This is a genomic window from Microbacterium sp. Leaf179 (assembly GCF_001423785.1).
GTDB lineage: Bacteria > Actinomycetota > Actinomycetes > Actinomycetales > Microbacteriaceae > Microbacterium.
Genome location: NZ_LMPH01000003.1, coordinates 220,367 through 241,759 on the forward strand (window position 1 = coordinate 220,367; position 21,393 = coordinate 241,759).

The window sequence follows — 21,393 nt, forward strand, 5'->3', positions numbered from 1 at the left end:
GTGGCCGCTTCCTCCGAGAAGAGCCGCCCGAGCGCCTTCTGGCCGCTCGCGGCGATCATCGTCCCGATCACGGGTCTGTTCGCGCGGATCGAGATCCGCGGGGCCGAGAACCTCCCTCGTGAGGGTGCGTACGTGATCGCTCCCAACCACAACTCCGAGTTCGATCCCGTGATCGTCGCGGTCGCCGTCTGGCGGCTGGGTCGGGCTCCGCGGTTCCTGGCCAAAGAGAGCCTCTTCAAGGTCCCCGTGCTGGGCGCCGCGCTGAAGGCCACGGGCATGGTGCCCGTGCCCCGCGCGTCGACCAGCGCGAACCAGTCGATGAAGGCCGCCGAGCAGATCGCGCGCGACGGCCGCGGCGTCATCGTGTACGCCGAGGGCACGCTCACGCGCGACCCCGACCTGTGGCCGATGCGAGGCAAGACCGGCGCGGTGCGCCTGGCCCTCGCCGCCGACCTGCCGCTCATCCCGATGGCGCAGTGGGGCGTGCAGCAGATCCTGCCCCGCTACGGCAAGCTGCGCTTCCCGCGGCGTTCGCACGTCATCGTGGAGTTCGGTCCGGCCATGGACATGAGCGAGTACCGGGCAACCCCGACGCACCCGGCGACGCTCACCCGCGCGACCGACGCGATGATGAATCGGATCACGGCCCTGCTCTCCGGCATCCGGGGTCTTCCCGCCCCCGCCGAGCGGTGGAACCCGTCGCAGCACGGGCAGAACGAGACGGGGCGCCTTGAGCCGTAGGAATGCGCCACCCCTCTCCGGCCCCAAGGTCGCCGTCGTCGGCGCCGGGAGCTGGGGGACCACCTTCGGCAAGATCCTGGCCGACGGGGGAGCCTCGGTGGTCATGTGGGCCCGACGCGCCGAGCTCGCGGCCGAGATCACCGAATCGAAGCGCAACAGCCGCTATCTCGCCGGGATCAACCTGCCGCGCACCATGACGGCGACCACCGACCTCGCCGAGGCGCTCACCGGCGCCGAGCAGATCTATCTCTCGGTTCCCAGCCAATCGCTGCGCGAGAACCTCGCCGCCATCAAGCCGCTCGTGCAGCACACCGACGTGCCCATCGTCTCTCTCATGAAGGGCGTCGAGAAGACGACCGGGCTGCGCATGAGCCAGGTCATCGCACAGGTGCTCGAGTGCGACCCGGCGCGGATCGCGGTGGCATCCGGCCCGAACCTCGCCCTCGAGATCGCGCGCGAGCAACCGACCGCGGCGGTCATCAGCTCGCTCAGCCCCGAGACCGCCGAAGCGGTGGCCCGTCGTGCGCGCAACCGGTACTTCCGCTCCTTCGTCAACACCGACGTCATCGGCACCGAGTTCGGCGGAGTGCTGAAGAACCTCATCGCCGTCGCCATCGGCATCGTCGACGGCGTCGGCTACGGCGAGAACACGAAGGCGTCGATCATCACGCGCGGTCTCGTCGAGATGACCGACTTCGCGGTCGCCCAGGGCGCGCAACCCGAGACACTCCAGGGGCTCGCGGGGCTCGGCGATCTGATCGCGACGTGCCAGTCGCCGCTCAGCCGGAACAACACCGCGGGGCGCCTGCTCGGTCAGGGATACGGCTACAAAGAGGTGGTCGCGCAGATGCAGCAGACCGCCGAGGGGCTGGCCTCCGTCGCCCCGGTGCTGCAGCTGGCGAAGCAGGTCGGTGTCGACATGCCCATCGTGCAGCAGGTGAAGATGGTGCTCGACGGCACCATGGACCCGCGCGACATCGCGCCGCACCTCACGACAGACGACGATCAGCCGCAGGGCGAGAGGACGCAGAATGACCAAACCGGTGGTGGTGGTGCTCTTCGGCGGGCGCTCCAGCGAGCATTCGATCAGTTCCGCCACGGCGGGCGGGGTTCTGCGGTCGATCGACCGTGAGCGCTTCGAGGTGATCCCCGTCGGGATCACCCGCGACGGCGCCTTCGTGCTCGAAGACGACGATCCCGACAAGTTCGCCCTGCGCCCCGAGGCCCTGCCCCAGGTGGTCGACAACGGCACCCGCGTACGGATGCCCGACTCGACGCTCTCGCGGGAGTGGACGGTGACGGATGCCGATGGCATCCGCTCCCTCGGCGACGTCGATGTGGTGCTGCCCATCCTCCACGGCCGCTTCGGCGAAGACGGAACGGTGCAGGGCCTTCTCGAGATGCTCGGCATCCCCTACGCCGGCGCCGGGGTGCTCATGTCGGCGATCGGGATGAACAAGAACGTCACCAAGCGCGTGCTGCGCTCGGCGAACGTCCCGGTCGTGCCGTGGGTAGCGGTCACGCGCGCCGACCTCGCCCGCGACCGGGCGCTGTGGGAGCGCCGCATGCGGGCCCTCGACCTTCCGGTGTTCGTGAAGCCGAACCAGGCCGGCTCGAGCGTCGGCGTCACGAAGGTGTCGCGCTGGGAAGACCTCGATGCGGCGCTCGAGACCGCGTTCGCCGAAGACGTCCTCGCGCTCGTCGAGCAGACCATCGTCGGGCGTGAGCTCGAGTGCGGCGTGCTGCCCGGGCGAGACGGGGGAGCGGTGCGCGTGAGCGTCGCCGGAGAGATCGTGGTCACGGGGCGCGAGTTCTACGACTTCGAGGCCAAGTACCTCGATGCCCCCGGCGTCGATCTCGTGTGCCCCGCGGAGCTCGGCGACGGCGAGCTCGCCGAGATGCAGCGCATCGCCGCCCAGGCCTTCGAGGCCATCGGCGGGCAGGGCCTCGCGCGCGTCGACTTCTTCTACACCGGTACCGAGTTCTACGTGAACGAGGTGAACACGATGCCGGGCTTCACCCCGATCTCGATGTTCCCCACCTGCTGGATCGCCTCGGGCCTGACCTATCCCGACCTCATCAGCGACCTTCTCGACGCTGCGCTCGAGCGGGTCTGACGCGCGTCGACGGGCGCCGGCCGGAGCGTCGCCGACAGGGGCGCCGCGGGCGGCGTGCGGTCGCGCCGGTCAGGGCGTCGGGGTCGGCGACGGCGTCGCGTCCGAGACCGAGGTGCACACCGAACCGGTGGCGGGCAGGTACTGGCGGATGAGCGGGCCCAGCGCCTGGGCGACGTCGCCACTGCTCGCGATGTCGTAGTCGAGGAAGACCTGAACGGCGGGCTGACGCCCGAACGTCGTCAGGGTGTACCGGTTCTGGTCGGCCTGCGACTCGTCGACGATCCAGTCCACGCCGTCGAACGAGCGGCACGGCAGTGTCGAGGGGCCGGGGGCTTCGAGGCCGCAGGTCATGAGGATCGCGGCCGGGTCGCCCCAGGCGCCGGTCGCCTGCGCGTCGGTCCAGCGGCGGTCCTGCCCCGAGATCGAGGCCGGCAGACGCGAGACGACCTCGGCGCACGCGGCGTCGTTGGCGAGCTTCGCGGGCTGCATCGGCACGGTCGTGCTGCACGCCGCCAGCCCCGGGAGCAGGGCGACGGCGGCGAGGAGCGCGAGGGTCCGAGTTGAGCGGGGCACCCCTCCAGGCTAATAGCGTGGAGGGGTGACCGACGCCGAGACCACCCGTGAGACCACCGTGGGAGAGCTGTCCGAGGGGCAGATCCTGCGGGGCATCCTCGACCGCCTTCCGCCCTCGACGGCGCCGGTGGGTCCGGGCGACGACGCGGCCGTGCTCGTGGTGCCCGATGGGCGCGTGGTCGCGACGACCGACACCCTGGTGCACGGCCCCGACTTCCGGATGGCGTGGTCGTCGCCCTTCGACTTGGGGTTCAAGTCGGCGGCCGTGAACCTCGCCGACGTGGCCGCGATGGGGGCACGACCGATCGCCCTGCTCGTCGCCCTGGCGATGCCCGAGTCGACGCCGGTCTCGTTCGTGCGCGGATTCGCCGACGGGCTCGCGGCCGCGTGCGCGGAACTCGCCCCCGGCTGCGCGGTCGAGGGCGGCGACCTCACGGTCTCGGACACGCTGACCATCGCGGTGACCGCGCTCGGCAGCCTCGACGGTCGGGAGCCGGTGCGCCGATCGGGCGCGCGGGCGGGCGACGGTGTCTACGTCATCGGCGAACTCGGGCTCGCGGCGAGAGGCCTCGAGGTGCTGTTCGGACGGTTCACCGACGCCCAGGGCGCGCCGCTGCCCGTCACCGACGACACGCGCGCCGCGCTCAGCGCCGTCGACGCCCTCGCCCTGTCGCGACAGCTCGCTCCGCGCCCGCCCCTCGCCGAGGCTCTGCGTGCGGCCGACGCGGGGGCGACGGCGATGATGGACGTGTCGGACGGCCTCGCTCTCGACGCCACCCGCTTGGCCGACGCCTCCGGCGTGACGGTGGCCTTCGACTCCGCCACCCTGGGCGAGAACCCGGCCCTCGCTCTCGCGGGCGGGGAGGACCACGGCTTCCTCGTCACCTTCGCCCCGGATGCCGAGCCGCTCGGTCATCGCGTGGGAACCGTCGTGCCGCGCGGCGCCGACGCCGTCACGGTGGACGGCCGCGCGTGGACGGGGCGCACCGGCTGGGATCCCTACCGCGATTGGGACGCGGGTCGCGGCTGATCACCGCCGCCGTCCGGGGCCCGTCGGCCGTGTCGTCGTCGGTGCGGGCCGGCGACTCCCCGCACCAGCCCGGGAGCGCCGGCGTCAGAGCGTCGGTCGGCCCCACCACATGGTCGTGTCGCCGTAGGCGCGGTCGCGCTCGGCCTCGAGGCCGGCGGCCGCCCAGTCGGGCGCGGTCGAGCGCGTGGCCCGCTCGACGATGACCGTGGCATCCGCGCTCAGACGGGGCGCCAAAGCGACCAGTGCCCGGGTCAGCTCGTCGTCGCCGAGGTCGTAGGGCGGGTCGAGGAAGACGAGGTCCCACTCGGCGGTGGATGCCGACAGGAACGTCGTCACATTCGCGCGGTGCACCCGCGCGGGGGCGGTCACCCCGGCCGAGCGCAGGCGGTCCGCGTTCGTGCGGATCAACGCGGCCGCGGGGGCCGACAGCTCCACGAGATCCGCGGAGGCGGCTCCGCGGCTGAGGCTCTCGAGCCCGAGGGCCCCGGAGCCGGCGTACAGGTCGGCGACACGGGCGTCGTCGAGCAGCCCCGCCGACTCCAGCGCGCCGAACAGCGACTCTCGAACGCGGTCGCTGGTGGGGCGGGTGCCCTTCGGGGGGACGTCGAGGACGGTGCCGCCGGCGCGGCCGGAGATGATGCGCGTCACGGTCTCAGCCTAGGCTCCGGCGCGGCCGGTCACCGCGCGCGCGTGCACAGGCCGATGCGGCCGGACGACGGTGTCGGCGGCTCTCCCTAGACTCGGAGCATGCCCGCTCTCACGCTCGCCTCCCGTCTCGACGGTGTCATCGGCGGCAAGACGGCGGCCGCGTTCGATCGCGCGTTCGGCATGAAGACCGTGGGCGAACTCCTCGAGCACTACCCGCGTCGCTACGCCCGACGCGGCGAGCTCACGCCGATCGCGACGCTGCCGCTCGGTGAGCCCGTGACCATCGTGGCCGAGGTCGTGAGCGCGAGCGAGCGGCGTATGCAGAACCGCCGCGGGTCCCTGCTCGAGGTCGTGATCAGCGACGGCGACGGGCGCATGTCGCTGACCTTCTTCAATCAGCCCTGGCGCCTGAAAGAGCTCACCCCGGGTCGCCGGGGCATCTTCTCGGGCAAGGTCGGCGAGTACCGGCGGCAGACACAGCTCACCAACCCCGACTACGAGCTGTTCGACGACATCGCCGAAGCCCGGGCCGAAGCCGAGGTCACCGCCAAGCGCCCCATCCCGATCTACCCGGCCACCAGCTCGGTCCCCAGCCCCCTCGTGCAGAAGACCATCTCGCTCGTGCTCGACGCCGTGGGCGACATCGACGATCCGCTGCCCGACGACCTGCGGGCGCGCCGAGGGCTCGTCGACGCCCGCACGGCGCTCGAACACATCCACCGGCCCGAAGACGACGACGACATCGCTCCGGCCGTGGCGACGCTGCGCATGCACGAGGCCTTCGTGCTGCAGACCGCCCTGCTGCAGCAGCGGCAGTTCGTGCGGGCCCTGTCGGCCACGAAGCGTCCCGCCGCCGCGGGCGGGCTGCTCGAGCGATTCGACGCGATCCTGCCGTTCGAGCTCACCCCCGACCAGCAGAGCGTGGGGGCCCGGATCGCCGCCGACATGATCGGCGACTGGCCGATGAACCGGCTCGTGCAGGGCGAGGTGGGGTCGGGCAAGACGCTCGTCGCCCTGCGCGCGATGCTGCAGGTCGCCGAGTCGGGCGGGCAGTCGGCACTCATCGCCCCCACCGAAGTGCTCGCCGCTCAGCACCTGCGCTCCATCGCCCGCATGCTGGGCCCCGAGCTCGCGCCCGAGCTCATGCCGACCCTGCTCACCGGCCAGCTGCCCGCCGCCGAGCGCCGCAAGGCCGCGCTCCGGGTGGCCTCGGGGCAGGCCCGCATCGTCGTGGGCACCCACGCGCTGCTCAGCGCCCGCACGACCTTCGCCGAGCTGGGCTTCGTCGTCGTCGACGAACAGCATCGCTTCGGTGTCGAGCAGCGCGAGGCACTGCGCTCCAAGGGCGAATCGCCGCACACGCTCGTACTCACCGCGACGCCGATCCCGCGCACCGTCGCCATGACGGTGTTCGGCGATCTCGATGTCTCGACCATCCGCACCATGCCGGCCGGGCGTGCCGGCATCCAATCGTTCGTGGCTCCGCTGGCCGAGAAGCCCGGGTGGTTCGCGCGGGTGTGGGACCGGGTGGCCGAAGAGGTGCGTCTCGGACGCCAGGCGTTCGTCGTGTGCGCGGCCATCGATGCCGAACAACTCGCCGCCGACGAGAAGACCGACGAACCCGCCGACGCCCCGGCCGCGGCGGCCGCCGCCGAGAGCGGCCGCACCCGGTGGGGCGTCGTGCAGGTCGAAGAGATGCTGTCGCGCATGCCGTCGTTCGCGGACATCCGCGTGCAGATCCTGCACGGCAAGCTGCCGGCCGACGAGAAGGACGCGGTGATGCAGGCCTTCGCGCGCGGCGACATCGACGTCCTCGTGGCCACGACGGTGATCGAGGTGGGCGTCGACGTGCCGAACGCCTCCACCATGGTGATCCTCGAGGCCGATCGCTTCGGGGTGTCGCAACTCCACCAGCTCCGCGGACGCGTGGGACGCGGCGGGGTGCCGGGCCTGTGTCTGCTGGTCACCGAGGCGTCTCCGGGTTCGTCGTCGCGATCGCGTGTCGAGGCCGTGGCGAGCACGCTCGACGGCTTCGCGCTGGCCGAGGTCGATCTCGAGCTGCGGGGCGAGGGCGATGTGCTCGGCGGGGCGCAGTCGGGCGTGCGCTCGTCGCTGCGACTGCTGCGCGTGGTGACCGATGCCGATCTCATCACCGAAGCCCGCGCCGAGGGGGAGCGGCTGCTGGCCGACGATCCGACGCTGGAGCGGCATCCCGGTTTGGCGGCCGCGCTCGAGCGCCGCGTCGGCGTGGAGGAGCGGGCGGCGCTCGCGAAGTCGTGACGGCGCGGGCCGGGTGCGGGGCGTCGTCGGTAGGCTGACGGCATGAACCCCCGGATCGCCGTCGTCCCCGGCTCGTTCGACCCGCCGACCCTCGGTCACCTCGATGTGATCCGCCGCGCGGCGGGGCTGTTCGATCAGCTCCACGTGCTGGTCGTGCACAATCCGGGCAAAGAGGCGATGCTGCCCCTCGCGCAGCGGCAGTCGCTGCTGGAGCAGTCGATCTCGGAGGCCGGGATCGAGGGCGACGTCATCGTGGCGGCCTGGAGCATGGGGCTCCTGGTCGACTACGCCACCGAGGTCGGCGCCCGAGTTCTCGTGAAGGGCATCCGTTCGCAGGTGGACGTGGCCTACGAGACCCCGATGGCGATCGTCAACCGCGACCTCGCCCACGTCGAGACGGTGTTCCTGCTGCCCGATCCCTCGCACGCGCTCGTGTCGAGCTCCCTCGTGCGACAGGTCGCGGGGCTCGGCGGCGACGTGTCGCCGTACGTCCCCCCGGCCGTCGCCCGTTTCCTCGACACCGGGGCACGCGGGCTCTGACCGCGGGTCCCACCGGTCCGCGGCGGGTCGCGACGCGGCATCCGGCCCGTGTTCAGGGGCGCGCGGGTAGCATGGACGACCGTGAGAACCCGCCGACCCGGTCCCTTCCAACTCCCCGTACGTGACATCGAGCACCACGCGGGAGAGATGCGCGAGCACAGCCTCGACATCCCCGCGCCCGAGAAGTGGGGTGAAGGACTCGTCTCGATCCCCGAGGCCGAGCCCCTCGAGATCGAGGTGCGTCTGGAGTCGGTGCACGAGGGCATCCTCGTGTCCGGCACCGTCGACACCACCGCCACCGGCGTGTGCGGCCGATGCCTCATCGACATCGAGGAGCCTGTCGAAGTCGAGTTCCAGGAACTTTTCACGTATCCTGGGAACGAAGCGAGTGACTTCGACGTTCAAGACGACCACGTGGATCTTGAAAATCTGGTCCGGGACACGATTGTCCTGTCGCTTCCGTTCCAGCCGGTGTGTCAGCCGGACTGCCCCGGGCTCGACCCGAATACGGGCGAGAGGCTGACGGAAAGCACCGGCGACACGGAGCAGACGTCCGTTGATCCTCGATGGGCTGCGCTCCAGCAGTACACCCCAGACGACGGCGATGCGCTCCGCGCCGCCCCCAAGACAGAGAAGAGCTAGCCATGGCAGGTAACCCCCCGAAGCGGAAAGTCTCCCGCTCGAACACCCGCTCGCGCCGCGCGCAGTGGAAGGCCGAACCCACCCCGCTGGTGAAGACCATCGAGAACGGCAAGGTCGTCTACAGCCGCCCCCACCAGGCCAAGGTCGTCACCGACTCGCAGGGCACCGAACTCTTCATGGAGTACAAGGGCCGTAAGGTCGCCGACGTCTGATCGTCGCCCGCGACGAGACACTGTGACGCGAAACACCGTCGAGCGCCAGGCGCTCACCGAGAAGCTCGGGGTCGACATCGACCCCGAGCTTCTTTCGCTTGCCCTGACCCACCGCTCGTTCGCCTACGAGAACGGCGCCATCCCGCACAACGAACGTCTCGAGTTCCTCGGCGACTCGGTGCTGGGCCAAGCCGTGACCGTGCGGCTGTTCACCCGGCATCCGGATCTCGACGAGGGAAGCCTCGCCAAACGGCGCGCGAGCGTCGTGTCGACCGTGGCCCTCGCCGAGGTGGCGCGCACCATCGGCCTCGGCGATCACGTGCGGCTCGGCCGGGGCGAGATCCTGACCGGCGGTCGTGACAAGGATTCGATCCTCGCCGACACGATGGAAGCCGTGATCGGGGCGACGTTCCTCTCGGCGGGACCGGACGCGGCCACCGACATGGTGCTGCGCCTGGTCGAACCGCTCTTCGCCGACCCTGAGCGGTACGGCGCGGCGATGGACCCGAAGACCAGCCTGCAAGAGATCGCTGCGCGGCTGGGGCTTCCGGCTCCCGTCTACGGCGTCGAGGCGACCGGGCCCGACCACGATCGCCGCTTCACGGCCACCGTGACCGTCGGCGAGGTCGTGACCACGGGTGCCGGGTCGAGCAAGAAGCAGGCGGAGATGGCCGCCGCCCTCACCGCCTGGCGCGAACTCGACGCGCGTGCCTGAACTCCCCGAGGTCGAGGTCGTCCGCGCGGGACTCGAACCCGCGGTCACCGGCGCCGTCATCGCGTCGGTCGACGTGCGCGACGAGCGCGCCCTCACCCGCCACTCCGGGGGAGCCGCGCACTTCGAAGCCGAGCTCACAGGTCGCCGCATCTCGTCGGCGGTGCGCCGGGGCAAATTCCTGTGGATGCCGGTCTCCGACACCGAGGCCATCGTCACCCACCTGGGCATGAGCGGTCAGATGCTGCTTCGTGTTCCCGGGGCACCCGAGGAGCGCCACGAGCGCATCCGCATCGAGCTCGAGCACCCTGCGCACGGGCCGTTGTCGGTGGTCTTCGCCGATCAGCGCACGTTCGGGTCGCTCGCGGTCGACACCCTCGTGGACACCGCCGACGGCGCCGCGGCGGGGCGTGGATCCGACCTCGCCCGGGTGCCGACGCAGGTGGCCCACATCGCCCGCGATCCGCTCGACCCCGCCTTCCGCGCCGATCGCTTCCGCGCGCGTCTGGCGCGCACCGCGTCGGGCATCAAGCGCGTGCTGCTGGATCAGACCGTGGCCAGCGGCATCGGCAACATCTACGCCGACGAGTCGCTGTGGGCCGCGCGCATCCACCCCGAGACCGCGGCGTCGGCTCTGTCGACCCGTGCCGTGAACCGTCTGCTGGCCGAGGTGCAGGCCGTGCTCGAGAAGGCCCTCGCCGAGGGCGGCACGAGCTTCGACGCGCAGTACGTCAACGTGAACGGGCAGGCCGGGTACTTCGCGCATTCGCTCAACGCCTACGGCCGCACCGGGCAACCGTGCCCGCGATGCGGGCGCCCGATCGTGCGCGTGTCGTTCATGAACCGCTCGAGCCACTTCTGTCCGCACTGCCAGCGCGTGCGGTGAGCGACCCGCCGGCGCCCGGTTCCCGCGCGCCGCGGTTCGCGGGACGCGCGGGAACCTCTCCCGGTCGGGCGGACGTCAGTCGAGCACCTTCTTCCACACGCCCTCGTAAGCGACCGGAACGAACCCGATGCGCTCGTTGATCGAGAGCATCGGGCGGTTCTCTTCGGCGTTGTACGTCATCACCCGTGGAGAGTCGGGGGCGACCTCGCGCCAGGCCTGCAGGGCGGCGCACTTCACCAGCATCCCCAGGCGGTGGCCGCGGTGGGGCGCCGTGACAAGGGTGTCCTCCTGATGCGACATCGCCGAGCGGTCCTTGCCGATGACGAGTTCGGTGAACGCCGCCAGCTCCCCGGAGTCCACGTGCTGCGCGGCGGTGATGAGCATGTGGCGACCCGCGTCGAGGTAAGTCGCCTCGAAGCGGCGGACGCGCGCGGCATCCCACACCTCCTCGTCGAACTCGAGGTCGGCCGAGGGGGCGTCGGTGACCATGCGGGACTTCATCGCGGCGAAGGACTCGACGAACTCGTCCGGGGTCGGGAGCGCCCACTGCACGACGCGATAGCCGCGGGCCGCGCGCTCGGCCTCGTCGAGCAGGTCCCGCACCCGCGGTGCGGCGCCGGCGAGGTCGAGGCTGCTGACGCGCATGACCTGCTCGAGGGTGCTCCCCGAGGCCTGGAAGAAGCGCGCCGCGTGGTCGCGAGGGACGGACCCGAATCCGGTCGGTGCGGCCAGCCGCGGTCCGTCGGTCTCGGGATGCTCGGCCCAGGCCTGCAGCACGGTGCGGTGATGCTCGCGCGCGGTGCGCTCGATCAGGGCGAAGGCGGCGCGACCGATGCCGCGGTTCCAGGCGGAGCGTCGGAGCTCCACGAGCCAGAACCCGGTGCGCGCCCCCTCTTCCTGCGGCAGGTCGAGTGAGGCACGGCCCACGACCTCGCCGTCGAGCACGGTCAACCAGCAGTAACGCACCTGAGAGGGGTCGGGCTGGTACGACGGCAGCAGCTCGTCGGCGGGCATGGAGTTGTCGTCGTGTCCGGAGATCTCGGCGTAGACGAGGTTTCGCAACCGGGCCATCTCGCGGAAGTCGGCGGCATCGGGGGCATCGATCGAGGTCGGCACGTGCAGGGGGCGCAGCTCGAGGCCGGCGGGGAGGGAAGTCATGTCGTGTGTGTCTTTCTTGTGGGGGAGAGGGGGGCGGGCAGTGCCGCCCCCGAGGGGACGGCACTGCCGGGTCAGGCCGGCGGACGCTGCAGCGCGGCGGCGCGATACCAGTCGCGTTCGCGCTGGGTGCGCTGGGCGTCGCGCTGCCGTGCCCGGTGGACGGCGGCGGCGCGCCGCTCGATCGCGTGGATCCGGGCGGCGTGACGGGTCAGCAGCCAGAGGCCGAGACGCAGGGTCAGTCGGTCGAGGCGGCCGACCGGGTGGTCGGTGACGGGAATGGTGAGAGGGGCGGGCGCGGCCGAGACAGAGTGCGGCGCGCGCGTGGGCAGAGTGCTCATGCGGAGGCTCCGAGAAGAGGAGAGCGGAAAGAGTCGCGCGAGCAGAGCTCGCACGGGAAGGATCCAGAGGATCGGGTGCACGGCATCCGAGGGATGCGGCACGGGAAGCGGAGACGGACGGCGTCTCGACGCGAGGTGACAACCCCGTGGGGCGGGTCAACCCTGGCGGGAGGGCATTCCGACGGCGGTGGTCACTCCGGTGCACGGTGCGGAGAGCACGGGAACGGCGATGAAGCCGGTGGCGGTGAAGCCGGTGAGAGTGCGAATCATGGGAGGACCTCCTTTCGTCGTCGGTTGCGACCACCGACGCTAGCGAGGTGTGCGCGCGAATGTCAAGCGTTCGTCCAGATTGGCGTGCCCGCCGGGCGCGTCGCGACGACGGTGCACGGCTTGGCGCCGCGGAATCCCGCGGAATCTCGGGTACCGTGAGGCCGTACTCGATCGCGGGAAGGCGGGGTGACATGCACCTCAAGAGCGTGACGCTCAAGGGCTTCAAGTCCTTCGCCTCGTCCACGACCTTCGCCCTCGAACCCGGCGTCACCTGCATCGTCGGGCCGAACGGATCGGGGAAATCCAACGTCGTCGACGCGCTCGCCTGGGTGATGGGCGAGCAGGGAGCGAAGACGCTCCGCGGCGGCAAGATGGAAGACGTCATCTTCGCCGGAACGTCCACGCGTGGACCCCTCGGGCGCGCCGAGGTGCACCTGACGATCGACAACAGCGACGGCGCCCTGCCCATCGACTACAGCGAAGTGACGATCAGCCGCACGCTGTTCCGCACCGGCGCGAGCGAATACGCCATCAACGGACAGACGTGCCGCCTTCTCGACGTGCAGGAGCTGCTGAGCGACTCGGGCCTGGGCCGCGAGATGCACGTCATCATCGGCCAGGGCCGCCTCGACACCGTTCTGCAGGCGACGGCCGAGGATCGGCGCGGGTTCATCGAAGAGGCGGCGGGGATCCTCAAGCACCGCCGTCGCAAAGAGAAGACCGCGCGCAAGCTCGAGGCCATGGAGACCAACCTCACCCGTCTCAGCGACCTCGCGGGGGAGCTGCGACGCCAACTGAAGCCGCTCGGCAAGCAGGCCGAGGTCGCACGCGAGGCCGCGACGATCGCGGCGGTCGTGCGCGATGCGAAAGCCCGGCTGTACGCTGACGAACTGGTGCGCCTGCGCGGGCAGCTCGCCGACGCCGCCCGCGCCGAGAGCGAGCGGCACACCGAACGCCTGGGCTTGCAGGAGCAGGCCGATGGGCTGCGTCAGCGGGTGGAGCGGCTCGAGAACGACCAGCGTTCCGAGGCGGTCGACCGTGCGCGCAGCGTCGCCTTCGCGCTCGAGCAGGTGCAGGAGCGTCTGCGCGGGCTCTACAGCCTGGCCGGTCAGCGTCTGACGCTGCTCGCTGACGACGACGCCGACGGCGCGGGGTTCGCCCCCACGGTGACGCAGACCATGATCGACGACGTTCGCGCCGAGATCGACGACATCGCGGCCGGTCTCGGAGACGCGCACGACGCCGCCGCGGATGCCGCACGGGCCGTGGCGCGGGCGCGCGCCGAGCTCGACGCCCTCGACACCGAGATCTCCGCGCAGAGCGCGCTGGTGTCCGAGCACGACATGCGCCTCACCACCCTGCGCGGAGCCGCGGATGCCGCCCACTCGGCCCTCACCGCGGTGCGCGCGGGCGTGGAGCGTCAGCAGCGTGCGCTCGAGGCCGCGCTCGCCCGGCGCGCCGAAGCGGAAGAGGCGCGGGCGGCGCTCGATCCCGACGTCGTGCCCGAAGCGTCCACCGTCGAACACGCCACGGCGTACGAGCGCGCCCAGCGCGACGCGAACGACGCCGAGACGCAGGTGGCGGCGCTGCGGGAACGCCTGCACGCGGCCGAGCGCGAACGCGACGCGCTGTCGGCGCAGACGGCCGCGCTCGGACGTGCACTGGACGTGCGCAACGCCGCGGCCGAACTGATCGCGGCCGGCGGCACCGGCATCCGGGGGCTCGTCGGAGACGACGTGCGGGTGACGGCCGGCTTCGAGGCGGCGATCGCCGCCGCCCTCGGCACCCTCGCGGAGGGTCTGCTCGTCGATGACATCGACGCGGCGTTCGCCGCTGCCCGGACGGCCGCCGAGTCGGATCTGGGGCTCGTCGAGATCGCGATCGCCGATGCCGCCGTCTCGGACGCCTCGCCGACGGTGGAGGGCGGGGTGCCCGCCGCACAGGTCGTCACGGCCTCGTCGGGGGTGAGCGCCATCCTGTCGCGGGTGGTCGTCGTGGACGACCTGGCGACCGCCCGGAGGGCTCTGCCCTCGCTCGCCGACGACATCACCCTGGTGACCCGCGCCGGAGAGGTGCTGACCGCGCGCACCCTGCGCGCCGGTTCGGGAGCGGGCGGTTCGCGCCTCGAGCTCGCGGCCGAACGCGCCGCCGCGAGCGAGCGACTCGACGAGATCGTCGTGATCGCCGATTCGCTGCGCGAGGCGCTCGGCGACGAGCAGCGTCACCAGAGCGAGGCGCGTCAACGCACCAAGGACGCGCTGTCGACCCTGCGCGCGCACGACGCCGCGCTGGCGGCGCACGCCGAGAAGGTGAACCGCGTGACGGTGCGGCATGAGGCCGCCGTGGCGGAGTGCGAACGTCTGGCGGCCGGACTCGCGCAGACCGAGGCCGCCGTCGCCGAGGCAGAGGCCACCGCCCGCGTCGCCGAGGAGGCGCTGCGCCGTGCCCAGGAGACGCCCCGCCCCATCCTCGACGTGTCGGCGCGCGACGGATTCCTCGCCGAGGTCGAGGCGGCGCGCGAGGGGGAGATGCGGGCGCGACTCGACATCGAGACGCTCCGCGAGCGGGTGCGCGCGGGCGAGGCCCGCATCGTGCAGCTCGAGCAGCAGCGGGAGCGAGAGCGCGCGGCGGCCGACGAGGCGGCGCGACGCACGGTCATCCGTCGCGCGCAGCGCGAGATCGCCGCCGAGGTCGCCGGGCACCTCCCGGCGGTGCTCGACTCCGTGGATCGATCGGTGAGCGAGGCGCGCGTCGAGCTCGCCGCCGCGGAGTCGGCCCGAACGGCCGTGACCGAGCAGCTGAGCCGAGCGCGCGCGGAGGAGAGCGGGGTGCGCGAGCGCCTGGCGCGTCTCACCGAGAGCGTCCACGGTCTCGAGCTGCAGATGCACGAGCAGAAGCTGCACATCACCAGCCTTCTCGAACGCGTGCACTCGGAGCTCGCGCTCGACGAGAGCATTCTCATTTCGGAATACGGTCCCGACCAGGTCGTTCCCGGCGAGGGCGACGGTGACGGCGTGGCCTTCGACCGCGCGGCTCAGAAGAAGCGCCTGCAGGAAGCCGAACGCAAGCTCGGCCAGCTGGGACGGGTGAACCCCCTCGCCCTCGAGGAGTTCGCGGCCCTCGAGCAGCGGCACGCGTTCCTGACCGAGCAGCTCGCCGACCTGCAGCAGACGCGCGCCGACCTGCAGACGATCATCGCCGAGCTCGACGACCGCATGCAGACGATCTTCGTCGCGGCCTTCGAGGACACGCGGGTCGCCTTCACCGAGATCTTCCCCATCCTGTTCCCGGGCGGGGCGGGGAGCATCTCGCTGACCGACCCCGACAATCCGCTCACCACCGGCATCGAGGTGTCGGTGCGCCCGGTCGGCAAGAAGATCGAGCGGCTGTCGCTGCTGTCGGGCGGGGAGCGGTCGCTGGCGGCCGTGGCGTTCCTGACCTCGATCTTCACCGCGCGACCCAGCCCCTTCTACATCCTCGACGAGGTCGAGGCGGCGCTCGACGACGCCAACCTCGGCCGCCTGCTGGGGGTGTTCGAGAAGCTCCGCGCGAGCAGCCAGCTCATCGTCATCACCCACCAGAAGCGCACGATGGAGATCGCGGACGCCCTCTACGGGGTCTCGATGCGTCAGGACGGCGTGTCGGCCGTGGTCGGACAGCGCGTGGGCGATCGCGCCGCGGCGCGGGGCGAAGCCGCCCCCGTAAGCTGAAGCAATGGCTGAGAACTCCTGGTCGCTGGGTCGCGCGCTGCGCGGACTCTTCGTCAAACCCACGATCGACGAGACGACGTGGGACGACCTCGAGACGGCGCTGTTGACCGCCGACTTCGGCCCCGACGTGACCGAGCGCCTCATCGACGAACTGCGCGAGAAGGTCGAGCGCTTCCGCACGACCGATCCGCGCGATCTGCAGCGCATGCTGCGCGAGACGCTCGAGGAGCACTTCGCGAAGTTCGACACCACCCTGCGACTCACCGAGCGGCCGGCCGTGGTGCTCGTGGTCGGGGTGAACGGCGTGGGCAAGACGACCACGATCGGCAAGTTCGCGAAGTTCCTGCAGCGCTACGGCCGGACGGTCGTGGTGGGTGCCGCCGACACGTTCCGCGCGGCAGCCGTCGACCAGCTCGCCACCTGGGCCGAGCGCGGCGGCGCGACGATCGTGCGCCCGCAGCACGATGGCCAGGACCCGGCATCCGTCGCCTTCCAGACCGTCGCCCACGCGAAAGAGACCGGCACCGAGATCGTGCTCATCGACACCGCGGGGCGCCTGCACACCAAGGGCGGGCTCATGGACGAGCTCGGCAAGATCAAGCGCGTCGTCGAGAAGCAGGCGCCCATCAGCGAGGTCCTCCTGGTGCTGGATGCCACGACCGGCCAGAACGGACTGATGCAGGCGCAGGCCTTCCTCGACAGTGCCGGGGTCACCGGCCTCGTGCTCACGAAGCTCGACGGGTCGGCGAAGGGCGGCTTCGTGCTCGCCGTGCAGGAACTCACCGGCATCCCCGTCAAGCTGCTCGGCCAGGGCGAGGGCATCAACGACCTGACCGGTTTCACCCCGCACGTGTTCGCGGCCTCGCTCGTCGACTGACCGCGGGACCCTTATCGCAGTCCGCGCCCCAGGCGGGTCGCCTTCCCGAAGTCGGGGCTGACTGCTTACATGGACTCATGGCCATCGAGCACGATTTCTTCGGACTCCTCGAGTCGGGTCCCGACGGTTCGATCTTCTGGTCGGAGAACGTGGAGTTCGGCGATCAGAGCGTCACGGTCGACCTGACCGCCCCCGACCAGGACGACGTCTCGGTCGACGCGCTCGATGTCGCGGCCTCGCTCATCTCCACGCTCGAGGCGATCGACCTCGTGGCGCGCAATGCCATGGTGAACGAGCTCGACACCCGCACGAGCGAGGTGACGGAGTACATCCTGCAGCAGCAGGCCACCCTGGGTGACGAGCTCGAGGACTTCCTCACCGACGTGACCGGTGACACGCACATCGACGTCATCAAGGCGCTGCAGCTGATGAGCATGACGATCCTCGCCGACGAGCACGGGGGAGCCGACCCCTTCGCGGTGCTCGAGTACGCCCTCGACCCCGACGCCACCGACGATGCCCTGCTGGTGAACCTGGGCTCCGACGGTCAGGTGCAGTCGGTCACCAGCGCCGACTGAGGACCGACCCCGAGACCGTCGGGGCTCGCGAAGCGGGTGGATGCCGGCGCGGACGTGCGAGAACGACGGATGCCTCCGTGCGCGCGGGAGCGGACGAGTCGCTCCCGCCGACGAACCGCGTCAGACGGCCTGCGCGAAACCGGCGTCGGCGGCGGCGATGTCCTTCGCGAGGTGGGCGAGGTGCGGCGGGATCTCGCGGCCCATCGACACCATCGACTGCGCCCACAGGCGCCCCGCGCGGTACGACGAGCGCACCAGGGGCCCGGCGAGCACGCCCAGGAAGCCGATGCGCTCGGCCTCGAGCTTGAACTCCACGAACTCGGCGGGCTTCACCCAGCGCTGCACGGGAAGGTGCCGGGGCGTGGGGCGCAGGTACTGCGTGATGGTGATGATGTCGGTGCCGGCCGTGCGCAGGTCTTCGAGCGCCTGCACGACCTCCGCGGGCTCCTCGCCCATCCCGAGGATGAGGTTCGACTTGGTGATGAGGCCGGCCTCGCGCGCGGCGGTCAGCACGCCGAGCGAGCGCTCGTACCGGAACGCGGGACGGATGCGCTTGAAGATGCGGGGCACCGTCTCGACGTTGTGCGCGAACACCTCGGGCCGCGACGAGAAGACCTCGTCGAGGTGCGAGATGTTGCCCGAGAAGTCGGTGGCCAGGATCTCGACACCCGTGCCCGGGTTCTCGGCGTGGATGCGTCGCACGGTCTCGGCGTGCAGCCACGCGCCCTCGTCGGGCAGGTCGTCGCGGGCGACGCCCGTGACGGTGGCGTAGCGCAGCTGCATCCGCGTCACGCTCTCGGCGACACGGCGCGGTTCGTCGGTGTCGTAGTCGGCGGGCTTGCCCGTGTCGATCTGGCAGAAGTCGCAGCGCCGCGTGCACTGCGATCCGCCGATGAGGAAGGTCGCCTCGCGGTCCTCCCAGCACTCGAAGATGTTGGGGCAGCCGGCCTCCTGACACACCGTGTGCAGTTCCTCGGTCTTCACGAGGTTCTGAAGCGCCGTGTACTCGGGCCCCATCCGGGCCTTGGTCTTGATCCACTCGGGCTTGCGCTCGATCGGGGTCTCGGCGTTGCGCACTTCGAGACGCAGGAGCTTGCGTCCGTTCGGAGCGGTGGATGCCGGGGCCCCGGCCGTCCCGGTTCCGCAGGCGCTCACGCGGCCACCGCCGCGTACTCGGCGCGGAACGCGCGCTCGATCGCCGGCGCGAGATCGGCGGGGGAAACATCGCGGCCGATCACCTCGCTCACGGTCGTGACCCCGGCATCCGAGATCCCGCACGGGACGATGCGCCGGAAGCCGGCGAGGGAGTTGTCGCAGTTGACGGCGAAGCCGTGCATGGTCGCACCTCTTTCGACGCGGACTCCGATCGCCGCGACCTTGTCGACGCCGAGGGGGCGTCGGACCCAGACGCCGCTGCGTCCCTCGATGCGGAAGCCGTCGACCCCGTGCTCGGTGAGAGCCGAGATGAGCAGTGCTTCCAGTCGCCGCACGTGGGCGACCACGTCGATCGGCTCGGGCAGACGCACGATGGGGTAGCCCACCAGTTGGCCCGGTCCGTGCCAGGTGATCTTTCCCCCGCGATCGACGTCGACGACCGGGGTGCCGTCGTCGGGCCGCTCGTGGGCCTCGGTGCGCTTTCCGGCCGTGTAGACGGCCTCGTGCTCGAGGAGCAGCAGGGTGTCGGGCCGGGTGCCGGCGACCACGTCCGCGTGGATCGCCCGCTGGTGGGCCCAGCCGTCGAGATAGGGCACGTAGTGCGGGGAGAGCCCCGCGTGGTGGATGTCGATCATCGACCGCTCCCAATGTTGGATTGCGTCCAAGAATACATGCGACGAGCCGCCTAGGCTGAAGCGGTGACCCCCGAGCCCCGCAGCGGACGCCCCCGCGCCTCGTCGCGAGAGGTGCTGGCCGAAGCCGCGTGCGAGCTGTTCCTCGAGCGCGGCTACGACGCCACCTCGGTGTCCGACATCACCCGCCGGGTCGGCGTCAGTCGTTCCAGCTTCTTCAACTACTTCGCCGCGAAGAGCGACGTGCTGTGGTCGGGGTTCGATGAGCGGGTGGATGCCGCCCAGCGGCACCTGCGCACGGGGTCGGCGATCGATGAGACCCTGATCCGCATCGGAGAGGGGTTCGCTCCCGACGCCCTCGCCCTGGCGATCACGAACGCCGACGCCATGGGCATCGCCACCGAGCTCGACCGCGATCGCGCCATCCGACAGTTCCGGCTGCAGCGGGATCTCGCGGCGCGATTCGTGCGGGACGGGATGCCGGAGCTCTCGGCCGAGGTGCGCGGGGGAGCCCTCTCGGCGGCGGTTCTGGCTGCTGTCTGGGCGTGGGCGGACCGCACCGCAACCGGGCCGGCGCTCCGTGACACGCTCACGGCGGCCCTCGCTCTCGCCTGAGCCCGGCGGCGCCGGGGCCACGGGCCACGGGCCACGCGGGTCGACAGCGCCTTTCGCGCCACCCGCGTAAACTCGTCTCATCATGGCGACTTTCGGCACCCTCTCCGACCGGCTCACAGAGACCTTCCGCAACCTCCGGAAGAAGGGCCAGCTCACACCCGCCGACGTCGACGGGACCGTGCGCGAGATCCGCCGGGCCCTGCTCGACGCCGACGTGGCCCTGCCCGTGGTCAAGGAGTTCACGGCGGCGGTGCGCGAACGCGCCCTCGGCGACGAGGTCAACCGTGCGCTGAACCCCGCGCAGCAGGTCGTGCAGATCGTGAACGACGAGCTCGTCGGCATCCTGGGCGGTCAGCAGCGACGGCTGCAGTTCGCGAAGAACCCCCCGACCGTCATCATGCTCGCGGGCCTCCAGGGCTCCGGTAAGACGACCTTCGCCGGCAAGCTCGCCAAGATGCTCGAGAAAGACGGGCACACCCCGCTGCTGGTCGCCTGCGACCTCCAGCGTCCCAACGCCGTCAACCAGCTGCAGGTCGTCGCCGAGCGCGCCGGTGCCGCCATCTACGCCCCCGAGCCGGGCAATGGCGTCGGCGACCCCGTGAAGGTCGCCCGCGACGGCGTCGCCTACGCCACCCGCCAGCAGCACGACATCGTCATCATCGACACCGCCGGCCGCCTGGGCGTTGATGCCGAGCTGATGAGGCAGGCCGCCGACATCCGCACGGCGACCCAGCCCGACGAGGTGCTCTTCGTCATCGACGCCATGATCGGCCAGGATGCCGTCAACACGGCCAAGGCGTTCCAGGACGGCGTCGACTTCACCGGCGTCGTGCTGTCGAAGCTCGACGGCGACGCCCGCGGTGGTGCGGCCCTGTCGGTGGCCTCCATCACGGGTCGGCCGATCATCTTCGCGTCGACGGGTGAGGGCCTCGACGACGTCGAGCCGTTCCACCCCGACCGCATGGCGTCGCGCATCCTCGACCTCGGTGACATCCTCACCCTGATCGAGCAGGCGCAGTCCGCGTTCGACGAGGCCGAGGCGATGGCGGTCGCCGAGAAGCTCGCGACCGAGACGTTCACGCTCGAAGACTTCCTGCAGCAGATGCAGCAGATGAAGAAGATGGGCTCCATGAAGAAGATGCTCGGGATGCTCCCGGGCATGGGCAACATGAAGCAACAGCTCGAGGATTTCGACGAGCGCGAGATCGATCGCACCGAGGCCATCATCCGCTCGATGACGCTCGGCGAGCGTCGCAACCCCAAGATCCTCAACGGCTCGCGTCGCCTGCGCATCGCGCGCGGTTCGGGCATGACGGTGACCGACGTCAACCAGCTCGTGCAGCGCTTCGACCAGGCCGCCAAGATGATGAAGACCGTCGCCCGGGGCGGTGTGCCCAACATCCCCGGTATGGGTCCCGTCGGCGGAAAGCCCGGCGCCTCATCGAAGCGCGGTAAGCAGCAGAAGGCGAAGGGTTCGCGCTCGGGCAACCCCGCCAAGCGCGCGGCCGAGAACGCCGGGGTCGCCGAGGCGACCGCTCCGACCGGTTCGGGCTTCGGCCTGGGCGGCCAGGCCGCGCCGAGCGAGGCCGACCTCGCCGAGCTGCAGAAGATGCTCGGTCGCGGTTGACGCCGTGACAAGAGCTGCTCGGTCGCGGCTGACCCCGCGACGAAAGCTGCTC

General features: G+C 71.1%; 21 protein-coding genes. 15 read left to right on the forward strand and 6 right to left on the reverse strand.

Annotated elements, in window-relative coordinates; genetic code table 11:
* The 3 genes from ASF96_RS12530 to ASF96_RS12540 are packed head-to-tail and all read left to right on the forward strand — an operon-like array spanning nucleotide 1 to nucleotide 2,858.
* Nucleotides 1-741, forward strand: coding sequence for a lysophospholipid acyltransferase family protein (locus ASF96_RS12530; protein ID WP_082509674.1), 741 nt, complete (start codon nucleotides 1-3; stop codon nucleotides 739-741).
* Nucleotides 731-1,873, forward strand: a complete 1,143-nt coding sequence (locus ASF96_RS12535) for an NAD(P)H-dependent glycerol-3-phosphate dehydrogenase (protein ID WP_055939797.1) — start codon at nucleotides 731-733, stop codon at nucleotides 1,871-1,873. The genes ASF96_RS12530 and ASF96_RS12535 overlap by 11 nt, the downstream gene beginning before the upstream one ends.
* Nucleotides 1,773-2,858, forward strand: a complete 1,086-nt coding sequence (locus ASF96_RS12540) for a D-alanine--D-alanine ligase family protein (RefSeq protein WP_055939800.1) — start codon at nucleotides 1,773-1,775, stop codon at nucleotides 2,856-2,858. Before ASF96_RS12535 ends, ASF96_RS12540 begins: the two co-directional genes overlap by 101 nt.
* 69 nt (nucleotides 2,859-2,927) lie before the next feature.
* Here ASF96_RS12540 and ASF96_RS12545 read toward each other — a convergent pair whose 3' ends face one another.
* Nucleotides 2,928-3,431, reverse strand: a complete 504-nt coding sequence (locus ASF96_RS12545; RefSeq protein WP_055939802.1) for a DUF3515 family protein — start codon at nucleotides 3,429-3,431, stop codon at nucleotides 2,928-2,930.
* A 25-nt stretch (nucleotides 3,432-3,456) separates the two neighbouring features.
* Here ASF96_RS12545 and thiL point away from each other — a divergent pair, with 25 nt between their 5' ends.
* Nucleotides 3,457-4,461 carry a thiamine-phosphate kinase gene (gene thiL, locus ASF96_RS12550; RefSeq protein WP_055939804.1) on the forward strand — a complete coding sequence of 335 codons (1,005 nt, stop codon included), beginning with the start codon at nucleotides 3,457-3,459 and terminating at the stop codon, nucleotides 4,459-4,461.
* Between the two features lie 84 nt (nucleotides 4,462-4,545).
* Here the strand turns inward: thiL and rsmD are convergent, their stop codons facing one another.
* Nucleotides 4,546-5,109, reverse strand: a complete 564-nt coding sequence (gene rsmD / locus ASF96_RS12555; RefSeq protein WP_055939806.1) for a 16S rRNA (guanine(966)-N(2))-methyltransferase RsmD — start codon at nucleotides 5,107-5,109, stop codon at nucleotides 4,546-4,548.
* Between the two features lie 99 nt (nucleotides 5,110-5,208).
* Here rsmD and ASF96_RS12560 point away from each other — a divergent pair, with 99 nt between their 5' ends.
* The 6 genes from ASF96_RS12560 (at nucleotide 5,209) to mutM (ending at nucleotide 10,381) form a co-directional block, all read left to right on the forward strand.
* Nucleotides 5,209-7,389 carry an ATP-dependent DNA helicase RecG gene (locus ASF96_RS12560; protein WP_055836609.1) on the forward strand — a complete coding sequence of 727 codons (2,181 nt, stop codon included), beginning with the start codon at nucleotides 5,209-5,211 and terminating at the stop codon, nucleotides 7,387-7,389.
* Between the two features lie 42 nt (nucleotides 7,390-7,431).
* The gene (gene coaD / locus ASF96_RS12565; RefSeq protein WP_055836612.1) at nucleotides 7,432-7,929 is read left to right on the forward strand and encodes a pantetheine-phosphate adenylyltransferase; all 498 of its coding nucleotides are present in this window, start codon (nucleotides 7,432-7,434) and stop codon (nucleotides 7,927-7,929) included.
* Between the two features lie 147 nt (nucleotides 7,930-8,076).
* A complete protein-coding gene (locus ASF96_RS12570; protein WP_055836614.1) occupies nucleotides 8,077-8,571 on the forward strand; it encodes a YceD family protein in 495 nt (164 codons plus the stop codon).
* A gap of 2 nt (nucleotides 8,572-8,573) precedes the next feature.
* On the forward strand, nucleotides 8,574-8,783 hold the full coding sequence (rpmF, locus tag ASF96_RS12575; protein WP_055836618.1) for a 50S ribosomal protein L32: 210 nt from the start codon (nucleotides 8,574-8,576) through the stop codon (nucleotides 8,781-8,783).
* A 22-nt stretch (nucleotides 8,784-8,805) separates the two neighbouring features.
* Complete coding sequence (rnc, locus tag ASF96_RS12580) at nucleotides 8,806-9,498, forward strand: ribonuclease III (RefSeq protein ID WP_055939808.1); 693 nt, start codon at nucleotides 8,806-8,808, stop codon at nucleotides 9,496-9,498.
* Nucleotides 9,491-10,381 (forward strand): bifunctional DNA-formamidopyrimidine glycosylase/DNA-(apurinic or apyrimidinic site) lyase, encoded by an 891-nt coding sequence (gene mutM / locus ASF96_RS12585; protein WP_055939810.1) that lies wholly within the window; start codon nucleotides 9,491-9,493, stop codon nucleotides 10,379-10,381. Before rnc ends, mutM begins: the two co-directional genes overlap by 8 nt.
* 75 nt (nucleotides 10,382-10,456) lie before the next feature.
* Here the strand turns inward: mutM and ASF96_RS12590 are convergent, their stop codons facing one another.
* Nucleotides 10,457-11,539, reverse strand: coding sequence for a GNAT family N-acetyltransferase (locus tag ASF96_RS12590; RefSeq protein ID WP_055939812.1), 1,083 nt, complete (start codon nucleotides 11,537-11,539; stop codon nucleotides 10,457-10,459).
* Between the two features lie 71 nt (nucleotides 11,540-11,610).
* Nucleotides 11,611-11,877 (reverse strand): hypothetical protein, encoded by a 267-nt coding sequence (locus ASF96_RS12595; protein WP_156458858.1) that lies wholly within the window; start codon nucleotides 11,875-11,877, stop codon nucleotides 11,611-11,613.
* 461 nt (nucleotides 11,878-12,338) lie between these two features.
* Here ASF96_RS12595 and smc point away from each other — a divergent pair, with 461 nt between their 5' ends.
* From smc to ASF96_RS12610, 3 genes are all read left to right on the forward strand, one after another.
* Complete coding sequence (gene smc / locus ASF96_RS12600) at nucleotides 12,339-15,857, forward strand: chromosome segregation protein SMC (RefSeq protein ID WP_055939817.1); 3,519 nt, start codon at nucleotides 12,339-12,341, stop codon at nucleotides 15,855-15,857.
* A gap of 4 nt (nucleotides 15,858-15,861) precedes the next feature.
* The gene (ftsY, locus tag ASF96_RS12605) at nucleotides 15,862-16,734 is read left to right on the forward strand and encodes a signal recognition particle-docking protein FtsY (protein ID WP_055939819.1); all 873 of its coding nucleotides are present in this window, start codon (nucleotides 15,862-15,864) and stop codon (nucleotides 16,732-16,734) included.
* Nucleotides 16,735-16,811: 77 nt separating this feature from the next.
* Nucleotides 16,812-17,312, forward strand: a complete 501-nt coding sequence (locus ASF96_RS12610; RefSeq protein WP_055939821.1) for a DUF2004 domain-containing protein — start codon at nucleotides 16,812-16,814, stop codon at nucleotides 17,310-17,312.
* 120 nt (nucleotides 17,313-17,432) lie between these two features.
* Here the strand turns inward: ASF96_RS12610 and lipA are convergent, their stop codons facing one another.
* Together lipA and lipB are read right to left on the reverse strand one after the other, a co-directional pair.
* Entirely contained in the window at nucleotides 17,433-18,467 is a 1,035-nt protein-coding gene (gene lipA, locus ASF96_RS12615) for a lipoyl synthase (RefSeq protein ID WP_200934103.1), read from the reverse strand.
* The gene (gene lipB / locus ASF96_RS12620; RefSeq protein ID WP_055836639.1) at nucleotides 18,464-19,102 is read right to left on the reverse strand and encodes a lipoyl(octanoyl) transferase LipB; all 639 of its coding nucleotides are present in this window, start codon (nucleotides 19,100-19,102) and stop codon (nucleotides 18,464-18,466) included. The genes lipA and lipB overlap by 4 nt, the downstream gene beginning before the upstream one ends.
* A gap of 63 nt (nucleotides 19,103-19,165) precedes the next feature.
* Here lipB and ASF96_RS12625 point away from each other — a divergent pair, with 63 nt between their 5' ends.
* Nucleotides 19,166-19,714, forward strand: coding sequence for a TetR/AcrR family transcriptional regulator (locus ASF96_RS12625; protein WP_055939823.1), 549 nt, complete (start codon nucleotides 19,166-19,168; stop codon nucleotides 19,712-19,714).
* A gap of 82 nt (nucleotides 19,715-19,796) precedes the next feature.
* On the forward strand, nucleotides 19,797-21,341 hold the full coding sequence (gene ffh, locus ASF96_RS12630) for a signal recognition particle protein (RefSeq protein ID WP_055939825.1): 1,545 nt from the start codon (nucleotides 19,797-19,799) through the stop codon (nucleotides 21,339-21,341).
* Nucleotides 21,342-21,393: the final 52 nt, after the last annotated feature.

What these genes read in the sequence shown, in the direction of transcription:
- ASF96_RS12610 (WP_055939821.1), top strand. Translation starts at nt 16,812, where the DNA reads ATGGCCATCGAGCACGATTTCTTCGGACTCCTCGAGTCGGGTCCCGAC.
- ftsY (WP_055939819.1), top strand. Translation starts at nt 15,862, where the DNA reads ATGGCTGAGAACTCCTGGTCGCTGGGTCGCGCGCTGCGCGGACTCTTC.
- ASF96_RS12570 (WP_055836614.1), top strand. Translation starts at nt 8,077, where the DNA reads ATGCGCGAGCACAGCCTCGACATCCCCGCGCCCGAGAAGTGGGGTGAA.
- smc (WP_055939817.1), top strand. Translation starts at nt 12,339, where the DNA reads ATGCACCTCAAGAGCGTGACGCTCAAGGGCTTCAAGTCCTTCGCCTCG.
- ASF96_RS12590 (WP_055939812.1), bottom strand. Translation starts at nt 11,539, where the DNA reads ATGACTTCCCTCCCCGCCGGCCTCGAGCTGCGCCCCCTGCACGTGCCG.
- rpmF (WP_055836618.1), top strand. Translation starts at nt 8,574, where the DNA reads ATGGCAGGTAACCCCCCGAAGCGGAAAGTCTCCCGCTCGAACACCCGC.
- ASF96_RS12560 (WP_055836609.1), top strand. Translation starts at nt 5,209, where the DNA reads ATGCCCGCTCTCACGCTCGCCTCCCGTCTCGACGGTGTCATCGGCGGC.
- ASF96_RS12540 (WP_055939800.1), top strand. Translation starts at nt 1,773, where the DNA reads ATGACCAAACCGGTGGTGGTGGTGCTCTTCGGCGGGCGCTCCAGCGAG.
- lipB (WP_055836639.1), bottom strand. Translation starts at nt 19,102, where the DNA reads ATGATCGACATCCACCACGCGGGGCTCTCCCCGCACTACGTGCCCTAT.
- ffh (WP_055939825.1), top strand. Translation starts at nt 19,797, where the DNA reads ATGGCGACTTTCGGCACCCTCTCCGACCGGCTCACAGAGACCTTCCGC.
- ASF96_RS12595 (WP_156458858.1), bottom strand. Translation starts at nt 11,877, where the DNA reads ATGAGCACTCTGCCCACGCGCGCGCCGCACTCTGTCTCGGCCGCGCCC.
- coaD (WP_055836612.1), top strand. Translation starts at nt 7,432, where the DNA reads ATGAACCCCCGGATCGCCGTCGTCCCCGGCTCGTTCGACCCGCCGACC.